Source organism: Streptomyces sp. NPDC037301 (assembly GCF_055602785.1).
Map to the genome: position 1 here is coordinate 74,126 of NZ_JBVJWD010000010.1, position 14,976 is coordinate 89,101.

Here is a 14,976-nt window from a genome sequence, read left to right on the forward strand (position 1 = left end):
ACCGCGCCCTGCCGTCCGTCCCACCCTTCTGTTCCGTTTCCCGAAAGGACCCCGTCCCATGTCCGAAGCAGTCGACGCAGCCGGCACGTTCGCCGCGCCCACCCACGGCAAAGTGACGTTCGTCGGTGCCGGCCCCGGCGCCGCCGATCTGCTGACCTTCCGGGCGGCACGGGCCATCGAGGATGCCGACATCGTCATCTGGGCGGCGAGCCTGGTGCAGGCGGAGGTTCTGGAGCATGCCCGGGAGGGCGCGGAGATCCTCGACTCTGCGCAGATGTCGCTGGAACAGGTCGTCGCCGTGTACGAACGCGCGGCCGCCGAGGGGCTGAAGGTGGCCCGTATCCACTCCGGCGACCCGGCGCTGTGGGGCGGCACGCAGGAGCAGGTCGACCGGTGTACCGGGCTGGGGGTCGCGGTCGAGATCGTGCCGGGGGTGTCGTCGTTCTCGGCCGTCGCGGCGATCGCCCAGCGGGAGCTGACGATTCCGGAGGTCGCGCAGTCCGTGATCCTGACCCGTCTCGGTGGCGGCAAGACGCCGATGCCGCCGGGCGAGGAGGTACGGGAATTCGCGCGCCACGGCACGACGATGGCGCTGTTCCTGTCGGCCGCCCGGTCCGGGCAGCTCACCCAGGAGCTGCTGGAGGGCGGCTATCCGACGTCGACGCCGGTCGTGATCGCGTACCAGGCGACCTGGCCGGAGGAGCTGATCCTGCACTGCACGATCGAGACCCTGGAGGAGACGGTCAAGGAGCACAAGCTCTGGAAGCACACCCTCTTCCTGGTCGGCCCGGCGCTTTCGGCTTCGGGGACACGTTCGCACCTCTACCACCCGGGGCACTTCCACGGTTTCCGCAAGGCCGACAAGGCGGCGCGGGCCGAACTGCGCGCCCAGCGGTCCGGCTCATGATCCGGGTCTTCGGTACGGGGACGGGCGAGCCACTCGGTGCCGAGGCCCAGGAAGCGCTGGCCGTGGCCACGTTGGTGGTCGGCGCCCGGCGTCATCTGGAAGCCGCGGGGCCGCCGGAGCAGGTCGAGCGCATCGTGCTCGGTCCGCTGGCGCCGGCGCTCGACCGGATCGCGGAACATGCGCACGGGGGCGGGGCACGGGTGGTCGTGCTGGCCTCCGGTGACCCCGGATTCTTCGGGATCGTACGGGCGCTGGCCGATCGTTTCGGGGCGAGCGCGCTCGATGTGCGGCCGGGTTCGCCTTCCGTCGCGGTCGCGTTCGCCCGGCTCGGGCTGGCGTGGGACGACTCGGTCGTGGTCAGTGCGCACGGCCGCGACCCGCGTACCGCGGTGAACGCGTGTCTGGCGCACCCGAAGGTGGCCGTCCTGACCGGGCCCGGCGCCGGGCCCGCCGAGCTGGCGGCCGGGCTGGTGCACGGAGCCGAGGGGCGCACCCTGGTCGTGGCGACGGCGCTCGGCGATCCGGAGCGGGAGCGCATCGAGCGGCTGACCCCTGCCGAGGCGGTGGCCCGCGACTGGCCGGATCCGGTGAGTGTGGTGCTGTGTCTGGACGAGTCCCGGGCGCTCTCCCCGGTACGGACCGTCGCGGGGCCGCCCGCGGGGCCCGGCCGGTGGGCGCTGGACGAGACGGAGTTCGAGCACCGCGACTCGATGATCACCAAGTTCGAGGTGCGGGCGCTGGCGCTGGCCCGGCTGGGGCCGCGCACCGGTGACCTGGTGTGGGACATCGGTGCGGGTTCGGGTTCGGTGGCGGTGGAGTGCGCGCGGCTCGGCGCGGCGGTCGTCGCCGTGGAGAAGACCTCGGACGGGGTCGAGCGGATCAGGGCGAACGCGGCCGCGCACGGGGTGTACGTGCGTGCGGTGCACGGCTCGGCGCCCGCCGTGCTCGACGGTCTGGGCGAGCCGGACACGGTGTTCATCGGGGGCGGCGGACGTGAACTGCCCGCCATCGTGACGGCGTGCGCCCAGCGTGCGCGGCGCTCGGTGGTGGTGGCGCTGGCGGCACTGGACCGGGTGCCTCAGGTGCGTGCGGCGCTGGCCGGTGCCGGGCTCGTGCCCGAGGGCGTGCTGCTGCAGTCCTCCCGGCTGGCGCCGCTGCCCGGCGAGGTGACGCGGCTCGCCGCGACCAACCCGGTCTTTCTGCTGTGGGGCACCCGCCCCGCGGTCCGTGCAAGCGAAGGAGCAACCCAGTGATCGGCCTGATCTCCGCAACGGCGGCGGGCACCGTCGCCCGCGACCGGCTGGCCGCGGCCTGGCCCGGCCGCACCGTGGTCTACGAGGGACCGGTGCGCGAGGCCGTGCAGCGGGCGTTCGCCGAGTGCGAGCAGCTGGTGTGTTTCCTGGCGACGGGGGCCGTGGTGCGGCTGCTCGCGCCGCTGTTGTCGGACAAGGCCTCGGACCCGGGTGTCGTCTGTGTCGACGAGGCGGGCCGCCATGCTGTGGCGCTGCTCGGCGGGCACGGTGGCGGAGCGAACGACCTGGCCGGGGCGGTCGGTGAGGTGCTGGGCGCGGCGCCGGTCGTGACTACGGCGACGGACGCGGCGGGGGTGCCGGGGCTGGACATGCTGGGCCTCCCCGTTGAGGGCGATGTGGCGGGGGTGTCGCGCGTGATGCTCGACGGGGCGGGGGTGGAGCTGCGGGCTGATGCGGTGTGGCCGTTGCCACCGTTGCCGTCGAATGTTTCCCCCGGCGCCGGGGGTGGTGCGGTGCTGCATGTCACCGACCGGATCGTGGAACCCGGGGCGCAGGCCGCCGTGCTGCGGCCCGCGTCACTCGCTGTCGGGGTCGGCGCGTCCAAGGGCGCGCCGGTCGAGGAGGTCGTCGGGCTGATCCGGGACGCCCTGCACGACGCCGGGCTGTCGCCGCTGAGCATCGCGGAGTTGGTGACGGTCGACGCGAAGGCGAACGAGCCGGGGATCGTCGCCGCGGCCTCGCAGTTCGGCGTACAGCTGCGGACGTACGCCGCCGACGAGTTGGCCCGTATCGAGGTGCCCAATCCGTCCGGCGCACCGCTCGCCGCGGTCAGAACGCCCTCCGTCGCGGAGGCCGCCGCACTCGCCGCAGGGGGCGAACTCCTCGTACCGAAGCGGAAGTCGACCCCTGTGGGGCGGGCCGCGATGGCCACGTGTGCGGTGGTGCGCCGCAGCCCGCGCGGGCGCCTGGCCGTCGTCGGTCTCGGCCCGGGTGCGCGCGATCTGCTGACGCCGCGGGCCCGCGAGGAGCTGCGGCGGGCCTCGGTGCTGGTCGGGCTCGATCAGTACGTCGACCAGATCAGGGACCTGCTGCGGCCCGGCACCACCATCCTGGAGTCAGGGCTCGGCGCCGAGGAGGAGCGGGCCCGTACGGCGGTCGCCGAGGCGCGCAAGGGGCATGCGGTGGCGCTGATCGGCAGCGGTGACGCGGGCGTGTACGCGATGGCGTCGCCCGCGCTCGCCGAGGCCGGCGCCGATATCGATGTGGTGGGTGTGCCGGGTGTGACGGCCGCGCTGGCGGCTGCCGCGATCCTGGGCGCCCCGCTGGGCCACGACCATGTGTCGATCAGCCTCTCCGACCTGCACACTCCGTGGGAGGTCATCGAGCGCCGGGTACGGGCCGCGGCCGAGGCCGACATCATCGTGACGTTCTACAACCCGCGCAGCCGGGGCCGCGACTGGCAGCTCCCGAAGGCCCTGTCGATCCTGTCCGAGCACCGGGAACCGGCGACACCGGTCGGTGTCGTACGCAATGCCTCGCGCCCTGACGAGAGCAGCCGGGTGACCTCGCTCGCCGGTCTGGACCCGGCGACGGTGGACATGATGACGGTCGTGACGGTCGGCAACACGGCCACCCGGGAGATCGCGGGCCGCATGGTGACACCGCGCGGCTACCGCTGGCAGTCGGCCACCACGGTCCCCGCACAGGAGGGAGCCGAGTGAACCGGCCCTGGGAGAGAACCGTTCACCCCATCGAGCAGGAGTCGTTCCGGCGGCTGCGTGCACGCCTGGACACCTCGCACTTCGCACCGCTGACCCGGGCCGTCGTGGAGCGGGTCATCCACTCCGCGGCGGATCTGGAGTACGCGACGGACCTGGTCTGCGACGAGGCGTCGCTCGTCGTCGCCCATGCGGCGCTGCACGCCGGTGCGCCGGTCGTCACCGATGTGGAGATGGTCGCGGCGGGCATCACCCGCCGCGAGACCGTGTGCCGTCTCAAGGAGGCCAGGTCCGGCCTGGGGCTGACCCGTTCGGCACATGCGATCCGGCTCGCGTACGAGCAGGTCGGGCCCGGCGCGATCTGGGTGATCGGCAATGCGCCGACCGCGCTGGAGGAGCTGCTCGTCCTCGATGCCGCGCCCGCGCTCGTCATCGGGCTGCCGGTCGGTTTCGTCGGCGCGACCGAGTCGAAGGCGGCGCTGCGCGAGAGCGGTCTGCCCGCCGTGAGCAATGTGTCCGAGAAGGGCGGCTCGGCGGTCGCGGCCGCTGCTCTCAACGCCCTGCTGTACCACCCCGTACCCACCACGAACACCGAGGAGAACCTGTGACCACCCCGTCCACCCAGCCCGCACTGCTCATCGCCGGCCACGGCACCAGGGACGAGGGCGGGGCCGCGGCGTTCCGTGACTTCGTGACCGAGCTGGGCAAGCGCCACCCCGAACTGCCGGTCGCGGGCGGCTTCATCGAGCTGTCCCCGCCGCCGCTCGGCGACGCCGTGACCGAGCTGGTCGAGCGCGGTGTGAAGCGCTTCGCCGCCGTGCCGCTGATGCTGGTGTCGGCCGGGCACGCCAAGGGGGACATTCCGGCGGCGCTGGCCCGTGAGAAGGAGCGCCACCCCGGCATCTCATACACCTACGGCCGTCCGCTCGGCCCGCACCCGGCGCTGCTGAAGGTGCTGGAGCGCCGGGTCGACGCGGCGCTGGGCGACACCGACCGGTCCGAGGTGACGGTGCTGCTGGTCGGGCGCGGTTCGACCGACCCGGACGCCAACGCCGAGGTGTACAAGGCGGCGCGGCTGTTCTGGGAGGGCCGTGGTTACTCGGGGGTGGAGACGGCGTTCGTCTCGCTCGCGGCGCCGGACGTACCGTCCGGTCTCGACCGTTGCGTGAAGCTGGGTGCCGGGCGCATAGTCGTTCTGCCGTACTTCCTCTTCACCGGCATCCTGCCGGACCGGGTGCGTCATCAGACCGAGGAGTGGGCCGCCGCCCACCCGGAGCTCGATGTCCGCTCGGCCGAAGTCATCGGTGCGGCCGAGGAACTGTACGACCTGGTCATGGAGCGCTACCGGGAGGCCGTCAAGGGCGATCTGCGGATGAACTGCGACTCATGCGTGTACCGGATCTCGCTGCCGGGCTTCGAGGACAAGGTGGGGCTGCCGCAGCAGCCGCACTTCCACCCCGACGACGACGGCCATCACCACCACCCCCACGGCGGTCATGCACACTCCCACTGAAAGACCCGACGCCACAGGCGCGGGCACGCACGATCTGCGGCACCACGGTGACGCGGAAGTACGGGGCCGGGATCTCACCGATCTCGCCGTCAACGTACGGGCCGATACGCCCCCGGCCTGGCTGAAGACACGGATAGCCGCGTCGCTGGGCACGCTCGCCGCGTACCCGGACGGCCGTCCGGCGCGGTCGGCGGTCGCGGCCCGGCACGGGCTGCCGGTGGAACGCGTGCTGCTGACGGCGGGTGCGGCAGAGGCTTTCGTGCTGATCGCACGGGCGCTGCCGGTCCGCCGTCCGGTCGTGATCCATCCGCAGTTCACCGAGCCCGAGTCGGCGCTGCGTGCGGCCGGGCACGAGGTACGGCGGGTGCTGCTGTCGGCCGGGGACGATTTCCGGCTGGACCCGGTGGCGGTGCCCGAGGACGCGGATCTGGTGGTGGTCGGCAATCCGACGAACCCCACATCGGTCCTGCATCCGGCGGCCGTGCTGGAGAAACTGGCGCGCCCCGGACGGACGTTGGTGGTCGACGAGGCGTTCATGGACGCGGTGCCGGACGAGCGCGAGGCGCTGTGCGGGCGTACGGACATCCCTGGGCTCGTGGTGCTGCGCAGCCTCACCAAGACCTGGGGGCTCGCGGGGCTGCGGATCGGTTACGCACTCGCCGCCCAGAAGACGATCCGCGCGCTGGAGGAGGCGCAGCCGCTGTGGCCGGTGTCGTCCCCGGCGCTGGCGGCGGCAGAGGCGTGCATGGAGCCGCAGGCCCTGGCCGAGGCGGCTGCCGCGGCGGAGCGGATCGCGGTGGACCGGAACCATCTGGTCGCGGGGCTCAGGGAGTTCACCGAGGTGCGGGTGGTGGAACCGGCCGAGGGATCGTTCGTCCTGGTGCGGCTGGAGGGTGCTGCCGAGGTGCGGGAGCGGTTGCGGGCGCTGGGGTTCGCGGCGCGGCGTGGAGATACGTTTCCGGGGCTCGGTCCGCAGTGGCTGCGGCTGGCGGTACGCGACCGTGCGACGACCAACCGCTTCCTGCAGGCACTCGACCAGGCACTGCAGACGCTGCCCGCGGTCACACGCTGACGGGACGGCCACGCTCCTTCCCCCGCCGACGGGGAGCGGCATTCCTCACGCTCACGGGGAGCGGCGTTCCGTCACGCGGACGCCGCTCCCCGCTCCCCTCCTGACCTATGACTGCCCCCCTCGGGCCTTGGTCGAGAGGTCAGTCCTGGGCGCGGCGCCTGGCCACGACCATCGCCCCGGCGCCCACCGCCAGCAGCACGGCCGCGCCGCCCGCGATGTACGGGGTCGTGGAGCTGCCGCCCGTCTCCGCGAGGTTGGAGTCGACGGCCGGGGCGTGGCCGGTGCCGGTCTGGGGCTTCACATCGCCGCTGTCACCACCCGTGCCCCCGGACGTGCTGCCACCGCTGCCGGAGGTGCCTGCGCCACTCGTCCCGCCGTTGCCGGAACCGCCGTCGCTGGAACCGCCGTTGCCGGAACCGCCGTTGCCGCCGCCTCCGGTCGACTTCGGCGTCTCGCAGGTCGCCTCGGCGAGCGTGACCTCACCCTGCACATCGGCGACATTCAGCTTGAGCGGGTTGACCGAGACCTTCAGCTGAAGCGCGGCCGCCGCTGCGGTGCGCGAGGTGGTGTGCGTCTTCGACAGGTCGAGGGTCACCTCACCGACGCCCGGCACCTTCACCTGTGTGGTACCGCCCGCGGTGAGGGTGATCCGCTTGCCGAGGACCGACACATGCCCCAGCACGTTCGACTCGGCGACCGGCTTCCTGCCCACCTCGCAGACCGCCTTGGAGGTGACCTTCTCGACCTCGATCAGCGAGAGCAGCGGCAGTCCGGGCACATGGACCCGGGCCTTCGCGAGATTGCTGTAGCCCTCGGCCCTGTGCTTGCCGACGGTTGCCCTGGCGGTGGCCACATCGGCGCTCAGCACGCTGAACGGCTGTCCGTGGTCCACCCCGTCGAGCCGCACGCTCAGCGCGGTCTTGTCGGCGCTGGCGGGTGCCTGCACTTCATTGAGCGTGGCCTTGAGCGGCACATCGATCGTCTTGTTCAGGAGCGAGACGTCGAGTGCGGTACGGAGCACGACCGCGCTCGCCTTCCCGTCGCCGGTGGTCGTGGTGGTCGCGGTGGCGGCCTGCGCCGGGACGGCGACCAGCAGGGCGACGGGAGCGGCGGCGACCGCCAGGGCGGCCAGGCGGAAGGTATTGCTGTTCAAGATGGTGGAACCCCCACAAGAGACATGGAGCCACCGGCGCCGTCCAATGGGGGACATCGCGGGCACCGGTGACCTCGACCCCGAAAGCTTTACGCACGGAGGGTGAACTGGCAGACACCTGGCGTGAGTTCACTCCAAAGGGGGGTTTCCGCGCATGTATTCGAATATCTCGGTACGTTCGTTCCTCGGAGTCACCCGATCCACTGAGCGCGGACGGCGCGGAGGCCGACTGCGCCGGGGTGCGCGCAAGGGTGCTTCAACGACACGGCAGGGATTCGGTAACTGCCTGTCAACTCGGCACACCCCGGTCGGAAGGCGGCTCCGTGAGCCGTCCCTCAGCCGATCACCCGCCCGTTCAGCACCACGCGTCGCGGCGCCGCCAGCACCCGTACGTCCGCCCGCGGGTCCTCGTCGTACACCACCAGGTCCGCCGGTGCGCCCTCCTCCAGCACCGGCCGCCCGAGCCACTGACGCGCACCCCAGGTCGTCGCGGACAGTGCGTCCAGGGCCGGGATGCCCGCCTTCACCAGCTCGGCGACCTCGTCCGCCACCAGCCCGTGGGCGAGCACCCCGCCCGCGTCGGTGCCGACGAAGACCGGGATCCCGGCGTCGTACGCGGCGCGCACGGTGTCGTAACGCCGCTCGTGCAGCCGCCGCATATGGGCCGACCAGCGGGGGAACTTGGCGTCGCCGCCCGCCGCGAGCGAGGGGAACGTGGCGATGTTGACCAGCGTGGGGACGATCGCGACACCGCGCTCGGCGAAGAGCGGAATGGTGTCCTCGGTCAGCCCGGTGGCATGCTCGATGCAGTCGATGCCGGCCTCGACGAGATCGCGCAGCGAGTCCTCGGCGAAGCAGTGTGCGGTGACCCGGGCGCCGAGCCGGTGCGCCTCGGCGATGGCCGCCCGGGCCGCCTCGCGCGGCCAGCAGGCGGTCAGATCGCCCACCTCCCGGTCGATCCAGTCGCCGACCAGCTTCACCCAGCCGTCGCCGCGGCGCGCCTCCTGTGCGACGTACGCGACCAGCTCGTCCGGCTCGATCTCGTAGGCGTAGTTCCGGGTGTATCTGCGGGGCCTGGCGATATGGCGGCCGGCCCTGATGATCTTCGGCAGGTCCTCGCGTTCGTCGATCCACCGGGTGTCGGCCGGCGAACCCGCGTCCCGCAGCAGCAGCGCGCCCGCCTCCCGGTCGGCGATGGCCTGCTTCTCGCTGGTCGCCGCGTCGACGGCACCGTGATGGTCGAGCCCGACGTGACAGTGGGCGTCCACCAGCCCCGGCAGCGCCCAGCCGGTGACGGTCACCGCCTCGTCCGCGCCGGCCGGCCTCCCGTACGAGATCCGTCCGTCGACGACCCAGAGCTCGTCGCGGACGTCCTGCGGTCCGACGAGCACCCGCCCCTTCACGTGCAGCACCTGCGGTGCCCTGTGATCACTCATGAGCAGCACTGTACGAGGCACCTCCCGGCGCCCTGGGTACGCTTCGGCGGAAGCATTGTCCCGTACGCAGCACCGCGGCGCACCGACCCGATCCGAAGAGAGCACCACCGTGACGCACCCCTTCCTCGACCTCGCCCCGCTCACCGCCGCGCATTTCGCGGCCATCGAGAAGCGGGTGGCCGGCCTCCTCGCCACCGAGCAGGACGTCGTCATCATGCAGGGCGAGGCGCTGCTCCCCCTCGAAGGCTGCATCCGGGGCGGCGCCCGGCCCGGCTCGACCGCGCTGAACGTCGTCACGGGACCGTACGGACAGACCTTCGGGAACTGGCTGCGCGACTGCGGTGCCAATGTCGTCGATCTGGCGGTTCCGTTCCACACGGCGGTCACCGCCGACCAGGTCGCACGGGCGCTGGCCGAGCACCCGGAGATCGACTTCGTCTCCCTGGTCCACGCCGAGGCGGCGACCGGCAACACCAACCCGGTCGCCGAGATCGGTGAGGTGGTCCGTTCGCACGGGGCGCTGTTCATGCTGGACGCCGTCGCCTCGGTGGGCGCCGAGCCGCTGCTGCCGGACGTGTGGGGCGTCGACCTCTGTGTGATCGGCGCGCAGAAGGCGATGGGCGGCCCGGCCGGGGTCTCGGCGGTGTCGGTGAGCGAGCGGGCCTGGGAGCGGATCGCCGCCAACCCCCAGGCCCCGCGCCGCTCGTACCTCTCCCTCCTGGACTGGAAGGAGCGCTGGATCGACGGCGGTCGCAGAGCGCTGCTGCACGCCCCCGCCCAGCTGGAGATGCTGGCTCTGGAGGCCTGCGTGGAGCGGATCGAGGCCGAGGGCCTGGATGCGCTGATGGCCCGGCATGCCTCGGCTGCCGCGGCGACACGTGCGGGTGCGGTGGCGCTCGGCGGCGGCCTGTCGCCGTATGTGAACGAGGCGAAGGACGCGGCGCCGGTCGCGACGACGCTGCGCGCCCCGGCGGGCGTCGACGCCTCCGGGCTGGTCGCGCGGGCACTCGCGGCCGACCCGTCGCTGTCGCTGATCGCGGGCGGAGGCGCACTGTCCAAGGAGATGATCCGGGTCAATCACTACGGTGTGGATGCGACGCGGGGCGCGGTGCAGTCCTCGCTCGCGGCTCTGGGGGCGGCGCTGGCCGATGCGGGCCGGCAGGTCGACTTCGAAACTGCCCGCAAAGCCGTTTCGGAAACCTGGCCGAGCGAGTAAAAGCGCACCGGAACGTCAATATTCCATAAATGCGGGGAGCCGCTCTATTCAGAGCAGCTCCCCGCATTCTTCTGCCCGCTTTCCCGGACCCTAAACACCCAAGTTCCCAGAAGCCCGATCCACACAATTCCGTTGCGTCACCCGAGAGTTACGACCTTGTGACCGACTCCACATCGCGGCCGTTATGCCGGATATATAGCACACAAAACGGAAGAAAGTGAGGCCGGATCGCGCCGGTGCACGCGCCCGCGTGATAACACAAAGGATCACTCCACCCAACCCCTTGCGTCGATGCAATTTCAGAATTTGCTGGGTAAATTCAATTCGCATGACCGCCGCACCAGCAGATTTTGCAAGTGCCCGAAGCGAATTCCTCACCATCGACACCCCACGAGTGGAGGACGGAGCCGCGATCTGGCGCATCGCCCGCGACTCCGAGGTCCTGGACCTCAACTCCTCGTACAGCTACCTGCTGTGGTGCCGTGACTTCGCGGCCACCTCCGTGGTCGCCCGCGACGAGACCGGCGGGCCCGTTGCCTTCGTGACGGGATACCTCCGGCCTGACCGCCCCGAGACACTCGTCGTCTGGCAGGTGGCCGTCGACCACGGCCACCGCGGGACCGGACTGGCGGGAAAACTGCTGGACGCGCTGACCTCGCGGGTCGCAGCCTCGCAGGGCCTGGCCTCGGTCGAGACGACCGTCACCCCGGACAACACCGCGTCGGACCGGCTGTTCACCTCCTACGCGCAGCGCCACGACGTGGCCGTGGAGCGTGAAGTGCTCTTCGACGGCGGGCTGTTCCCCGAGGGAACGCATCTGCCGGAGGTGCTGTACCGCATCGGCCCCTTCCACGCCTGAGCGCCTCGGCCCGTTCCGCACCTGGGCACGCCGCCGCCCGTCACACCCCCCTCAAGCAGGAGATTCCCTGTGACCATCACCCCGCCCGCGCTGAGTGTCTTCGAGACCCTGGAGTCGGAGGTACGGAGCTACTGCCGCAGTTGGCCCGCAGTGTTCGACCGCGCGCAGGGCGCCCGTCTGACCGACGAGGACGGCCACACCTACCTCGACTTCTTCGCCGGCGCCGGATCTCTCAACTACGGCCACAACAACCCGGTGCTGAAACGCGCGTTGATCGACTACATCGAGCGCGACGGCATCACCCACGGCCTCGACATGGCCACCACCGCGAAACGCGCCTTCCTGGAGTCCTTCCAGAACACCGTGCTGCGCCCGCGTGATCTCCCGTACAAGGTGATGTTCCCCGGCCCGACCGGCACCAACGCGGTCGAGGCGGCGCTGAAGCTGGCCCGTAAGGTGAAGGGGCGCGAGTCGATCGTCTCGTTCACCAACGCCTTCCACGGCATGTCGCTGGGCTCGCTCGCCGTCACCGGCAACGCCTTCAAGCGGGCCGGGGCCGGTATCCCGCTGGTGCACGGCACCCCGATGCCGTTCGACAACTACCTCGACGGCCGGGTACCGGACTTCCTCTGGTTCGAGCGGCTCCTGGAGGACCAGGGCTCCGGTCTCAACCAGCCCGCCGCCGTGATCGTCGAGACGGTGCAGGGCGAGGGCGGCATCAACGTGGCGCGCCCCGAGTGGCTGCGGGCGCTCTCCGACCTGTGCCACCGCCGCGACATGCTCCTGATCGTCGACGACATCCAGATGGGCTGCGGACGCACGGGGGCGTTCTTCTCGTTCGAGGAGGCCGGCATCACCCCCGACATCGTCACCCTGTCCAAGTCCATCAGCGGCTACGGACTGCCCATGTCGCTCTGCCTGTTCAAACCGGAGCTGGACGTCTGGGGGCCGGGCGAGCACAACGGCACCTTCCGCGGCAACAACCCGGCGTTCGTCACGGCCGCCGCCGCGCTGGACGCCTACTGGGCGGACGGACAGATGGAGAAGCAGACCCTGGCCCGGGGCGAGCAGATCGAGCAGGCGCTCCTTGCGATCTGCGACGAACACGCCCGGCTCGGTGCGCAGTTCCGGGGCCGCGGCCTGGTCTGGGGCATGGAGTTCACCGACAAGTCGCGTGCCGTCGCGGTCTGCGCCCGCGCCTTCGAGCTCGGCCTCCTGGTCGAGACCTCCGGTCCGCAGAGCGAGGTCGTGAAACTGCTGCCGCCGCTGACCGTCACCCCCGAGGAGTTGGACGAGGGCCTGCGGACCCTGGCCCGCGCAGTCCGCGAGACCGCCTGATCCCGGACCCGCCCCCGACGCGGGTCCGACGAGAAACACCGCCGCAGAGAGAAAGGCACCGACCCACTGTGATCGTCCGATCGTTCAGTGACATCGAGAACACCGACCGCCATGTGAAGGCCGCTTCCGGAACCTGGGAGAGCAAGCGCATCGTGCTCGCTCAGGAGAAGGTGGGCTTCTCGCTCCACGAGACCACGATGTACGCGGGTACCGAGACGTCGATGTGGTACGCGAACCACATCGAGGCCGTCCTGTGCGTCGAGGGCGAGGCCGAGCTCACCAATGACGAGACCGGCGAGAAGCACTGGATCACCCCCGGCACGATGTACCTGCTGAACGGCCATGAGCACCACACCATGCGGCCGAAGACCGACTTCCGCTGTGTCTGCGTCTTCAACCCTCCGGTCACCGGACGGGAGGAGCACGACGAGAACGGTGTCTACCCACTGCTGACCGAGGAGGGCTGAACCATGACCACCGATGTACGTGCCGATCTGTACCCCACACGCGGCGCAGCCGAGATGACCACGCCCCGTCAGGACCCGGTCATCTGGTCCCCGCCCGGAGCCCCGGGGCCGGTCGCCGTGAAGGATCTGCAGGGCTTCGAGCGCGACGGCTTCCTCACCGTGGACCAGCTGATCACACCGGACGAGGTCGCCGTCTGCCACGCCGAACTGGACCGGCTGATCACCGATCCCGCGGTGCGGGCCGACGAGCGCTCGATCATAGAGCCGAAGTCCCAGAACGTACGGTCGGTCTTCGAGGTCCACCGGATCAGCGAGGTCTTCGCCCGGCTGGTCGGCGACAAGCGCGTGGTGGGCCGGGCCCGTCAGATCCTCGGTTCGGACGTGTACGTCCACCAGTCCCGGATCAACGTCAAGCCGGGCTTCGGCGCTTCGGGGTTCTACTGGCACTCGGACTTCGAGACCTGGCACGCCGAGGACGGTCTGCCGAACATGCGGGCGGTGTCCGTGTCGATCGCGCTGACCGAGAACCACGACACCAACGGCGGGCTGATGATCATGCCCGGTTCGCACAAGTCGTTCCTCGGCTGTGCGGGCGGGACACCGAAGGACAACTACAAGAAGTCCCTGAAGATGCAGGACGCCGGCACCCCGTCCGACGAGGCGCTGACGAAGCTGGCCGACCGGCACGGCATCAAGCTCTTCACGGGCAAGGCGGGTTCGGCGACCTGGTTCGACTGCAATTGCATGCACGGCTCGGGGGACAACATCACCCCGTACCCGCGCAGCAATGTCTTCATCGTCTTCAACAGCGTGGAGAACGCCGCCGAGGAGCCGTTCGCGGCCCCGGCGCGGCGTCCGGAGTTCATCGGGGCGCGGGACTTCACACCGGTGAAATGACGTGTCGGCGAGCTGAACCGGGCAGGGGATGGGGCGGCATCCGTCGCCCCACCCCCTCTCCAAACCTGGTGGACCGTAACGGCCGTGAACGGCGACAGTGGGGCCCATGACTTCACTCGTACGTCACATCACGATCGACTGCGCCGACGCCTACGAGCTCGCCGGTTTCTGGTCCGGGGTACTCGGCGCCCCGCTCTCCGACGAGGACGCCCCCGGCGATCCCGAGGCACTCGTCGAGGCCCCCGGTGCCGCGCTCCTGTTCATCTCGGTGCCGGAGCCGAAGAGCGCCAAGAACCGACTGCACCTGGACATTCAGCCGCAGGACCGCACCCGCGACGAGGAGGTGGAGCGGCTGCTCGGCCTGGGCGCCACCCTGGTGGCCGACCACCGCAGGCCGAACGGGCGGGGCTGGGCGACACTCGCCGATCCGGAGGGCAATGAGTTCTGCGTCGAGTGCAGTGCGGCGGAACGGGCTGCACTGACCGGAAGCCGGCTGCCGGTCACGGCAGACGACGTGACCACCGCGGTCCGCCTCGCGGTCGACACACTCCGGGAGTCCTCGGTGGACAACTGGCTGGTCCCGGCCGGGACGTTGGAGTGGGACTGCTGGGAGACCGCGGAGCATCTGAGCGACGATCTCTTCTCCTACGCGGCCCAACTGGGCCCGCGGCAACCGTCGCTGGACACGTACGTCCCCTACCGCTGGAGCGCCGAGCACAAGGACGGTCCGGCGAACGCGATCTTCGCGGACCGGTCGGCCGGACCCTCCGGACTGCTCCAGACGCTGGAGGCGAGCGGCGCGCTGCTCGCGGCGATGGTACGGACGGCCTCGCCCGAGGTCCGCTCGTACCACTCCTACGGGGCGTCCGACCCGGAGGGCTTCGCCGCCATGGGCATCGTGGAGACCCTGGTGCACGTGCATGACCTCGCCGCGAGCCTGGATGTCTCCTGGACCCCGCCCGCGGGCCTCTGCGACCGGGTAGTGGCCCGGCTGTTCCCGGACGCCCCGAAGGACACCGACCGATGGGCCGTCCTGCTCTGGGCCACCGGCCGCGGCGAACTGCCCGGCCATCCCCGGGTCACCTCGTGGAAGTGGCACAGTGCGCCGCTGGAGGAGTCGGGCCGGGGGTAGCGGGAGGGCGCGGGC

At 71.0% G+C, this 14,976-nt stretch carries 13 protein-coding genes and 1 pseudogene; 12 read left to right on the forward strand and 2 right to left on the reverse strand.

Annotated elements, in window-relative coordinates; translation table 11 throughout:
• Positions 1 to 58 precede the first annotated feature (58 nt).
• From cobM to cobC, 6 genes and pseudogenes are all read left to right on the forward strand, one after another.
• Positions 59 to 907: a precorrin-4 C(11)-methyltransferase gene (gene cobM, locus ACZ7IB_RS18285; RefSeq protein WP_470913465.1), complete on the forward strand. Its 849-nt coding sequence runs from the start codon at positions 59 to 61 to the stop codon at positions 905 to 907.
• Positions 904 to 2,160 carry a precorrin-6y C5,15-methyltransferase (decarboxylating) subunit CbiE gene (cbiE, locus tag ACZ7IB_RS18290; protein WP_470913469.1) on the forward strand — a complete coding sequence of 419 codons (1,257 nt, stop codon included), beginning with the start codon at positions 904 to 906 and terminating at the stop codon, positions 2,158 to 2,160. The genes cobM and cbiE overlap by 4 nt, the downstream gene beginning before the upstream one ends.
• Positions 2,157 to 3,881 carry a precorrin-3B C(17)-methyltransferase gene (gene cobJ, locus ACZ7IB_RS18295; RefSeq protein WP_470913470.1) on the forward strand — a complete coding sequence of 575 codons (1,725 nt, stop codon included), beginning with the start codon at positions 2,157 to 2,159 and terminating at the stop codon, positions 3,879 to 3,881. Before cbiE ends, cobJ begins: the two co-directional genes overlap by 4 nt.
• Positions 3,878 to 4,486: a precorrin-8X methylmutase gene (locus ACZ7IB_RS18300; RefSeq protein WP_470913473.1), complete on the forward strand. Its 609-nt coding sequence runs from the start codon at positions 3,878 to 3,880 to the stop codon at positions 4,484 to 4,486. Before cobJ ends, ACZ7IB_RS18300 begins: the two co-directional genes overlap by 4 nt.
• The gene (locus ACZ7IB_RS18305; protein ID WP_470913476.1) at positions 4,483 to 5,391 is read left to right on the forward strand and encodes a sirohydrochlorin chelatase; all 909 of its coding nucleotides are present in this window, start codon (positions 4,483 to 4,485) and stop codon (positions 5,389 to 5,391) included. The genes ACZ7IB_RS18300 and ACZ7IB_RS18305 overlap by 4 nt, the downstream gene beginning before the upstream one ends.
• Positions 5,324 to 6,463 (forward strand): annotated as a pseudogene (cobC, locus tag ACZ7IB_RS18310) (Rv2231c family pyridoxal phosphate-dependent protein CobC); the annotation flags it as partial. The gene ACZ7IB_RS18305 and the pseudogene cobC, both read left to right, overlap by 68 nt.
• A 139-nt stretch (positions 6,464 to 6,602) precedes the next feature.
• Here cobC and ACZ7IB_RS18315 read toward each other — a convergent pair.
• Together ACZ7IB_RS18315 and ACZ7IB_RS18320 are read right to left on the reverse strand one after the other, a co-directional pair.
• A complete protein-coding gene (locus tag ACZ7IB_RS18315) occupies positions 6,603 to 7,616 on the reverse strand; it encodes an SCO1860 family LAETG-anchored protein (RefSeq protein ID WP_470913478.1) in 1,014 nt (337 codons plus the stop codon).
• 335 nt (positions 7,617 to 7,951) lie between these two features.
• Entirely contained in the window at positions 7,952 to 9,028 is a 1,077-nt protein-coding gene (locus tag ACZ7IB_RS18320; RefSeq protein WP_470913746.1) for an amidohydrolase family protein, read from the reverse strand.
• Positions 9,029 to 9,161: 133 nt separating this feature from the next.
• Between ACZ7IB_RS18320 and ACZ7IB_RS18325 the strand changes: the two genes are divergently transcribed.
• The 6 genes from ACZ7IB_RS18325 to ACZ7IB_RS18350 all read left to right on the forward strand — a co-directional run bounded on the left by ACZ7IB_RS18325 (position 9,162) and on the right by ACZ7IB_RS18350 (position 14,961).
• Positions 9,162 to 10,268, forward strand: coding sequence for a pyridoxal-phosphate-dependent aminotransferase family protein (locus ACZ7IB_RS18325; RefSeq protein ID WP_470913480.1), 1,107 nt, complete (start codon positions 9,162 to 9,164; stop codon positions 10,266 to 10,268).
• A 328-nt stretch (positions 10,269 to 10,596) separates the two neighbouring features.
• Positions 10,597 to 11,127, forward strand: a complete 531-nt coding sequence (gene ectA, locus ACZ7IB_RS18330; RefSeq protein ID WP_470913482.1) for a diaminobutyrate acetyltransferase — start codon at positions 10,597 to 10,599, stop codon at positions 11,125 to 11,127.
• Between the two features lie 69 nt (positions 11,128 to 11,196).
• Entirely contained in the window at positions 11,197 to 12,465 is a 1,269-nt protein-coding gene (gene ectB / locus ACZ7IB_RS18335) for a diaminobutyrate--2-oxoglutarate transaminase (protein WP_470913484.1), read from the forward strand.
• Positions 12,466 to 12,533: 68 nt separating this feature from the next.
• Positions 12,534 to 12,932 (forward strand): ectoine synthase, encoded by a 399-nt coding sequence (locus ACZ7IB_RS18340; RefSeq protein WP_093539722.1) that lies wholly within the window; start codon positions 12,534 to 12,536, stop codon positions 12,930 to 12,932.
• Between the two features lie 3 nt (positions 12,933 to 12,935).
• Positions 12,936 to 13,829 (forward strand): ectoine hydroxylase, encoded by an 894-nt coding sequence (thpD, locus tag ACZ7IB_RS18345; RefSeq protein ID WP_470913486.1) that lies wholly within the window; start codon positions 12,936 to 12,938, stop codon positions 13,827 to 13,829.
• 106 nt (positions 13,830 to 13,935) lie between these two features.
• Positions 13,936 to 14,961, forward strand: a complete 1,026-nt coding sequence (locus tag ACZ7IB_RS18350; protein WP_470913489.1) for a VOC family protein — start codon at positions 13,936 to 13,938, stop codon at positions 14,959 to 14,961.
• The last annotated feature ends 15 nt before the right edge of the window (positions 14,962 to 14,976 follow it).

Bases quoted from the DNA above. Each gene is read 5' to 3' on its own strand.
- ACZ7IB_RS18350 (WP_470913489.1), top strand. From the start codon at position 13,936: ATGACTTCACTCGTACGTCACATCACGATCGACTGCGCCGACGCCTAC.
- ectA (WP_470913482.1), top strand. From the start codon at position 10,597: ATGACCGCCGCACCAGCAGATTTTGCAAGTGCCCGAAGCGAATTCCTC.
- cobM (WP_470913465.1), top strand. From the start codon at position 59: ATGTCCGAAGCAGTCGACGCAGCCGGCACGTTCGCCGCGCCCACCCAC.
- thpD (WP_470913486.1), top strand. From the start codon at position 12,936: ATGACCACCGATGTACGTGCCGATCTGTACCCCACACGCGGCGCAGCC.
- cbiE (WP_470913469.1), top strand. From the start codon at position 904: ATGATCCGGGTCTTCGGTACGGGGACGGGCGAGCCACTCGGTGCCGAG.